1 protein-coding gene and 1 pseudogene are annotated in these 569 nt (G+C 30.2%); both read right to left on the bottom strand.

Going from position 1 to position 569, the window contains the following annotated elements:
• Nucleotides 1–4: 4 nt before the first annotated feature.
• Nucleotides 5–145, bottom strand: a pseudogene (locus ACYVEA_RS34765) (cbb3-type cytochrome c oxidase subunit I); the annotation flags it as partial.
• A gap of 162 nt (nt 146–307) precedes the next feature.
• Nucleotides 308–484: a cbb3-type cytochrome c oxidase subunit I gene (locus tag ACYVEA_RS34760; RefSeq protein ID WP_461117931.1), complete on the bottom strand. Its 177-nt coding sequence runs from the start codon at nt 482–484 to the stop codon at nt 308–310.
• Nucleotides 485–569: the final 85 nt, after the last annotated feature.

The following is a 569-nucleotide window of genomic DNA, read 5'->3' as shown; positions in this document are numbered from 1 at the left end:
GACTTCAAACTATAAATCCTAATATACCTATAGACATCATAGCATAAACCATACCTATATACCCAAAAACTGATTTATTAGAATTAGCAGAAATAGTTGTACTAATTATACCAAAACCTGGTATAATTAAAATGTAAACCTCTGGATGACCAAAAAATCAGAAAAGATGTTGGAATAAAATAGGATCACCTCCTCCGGCTGTTTCAAAGAAAGAAGTATTAAAATTTCTATCTGTTAAAACCATAGTAATACCACCAGCTAAAACAGGTAAAGATAATAATAATAAAACTGCTGTTATAACAACAGCTCATCCAAATAAAGATAATTTATGTAATTTTATACCTGGTGTTCTCATATTAACTACTGTAGTTATAAAGTTAATTGCACCTAATATACTACTTACTCCTGATAAATGAAGAGCAAATATAGCTAAATCCACACTAGGACCACTATGACTTTGTATTCCAGATAATGGAGGGTAGATAGTTCAACCTGTACCTGCACCACCTTCTATACATGCTGAAAATATTAATAATATTAAGCTAGGAGGTAACAATCAAAAACTTATA

This window comes from Spirosoma jeollabukense (genome assembly GCF_054777855.1).
Note: the sequence above shows the minus strand (reverse complement) of the source record. Positions and strands in the feature narration are given on the sequence as shown.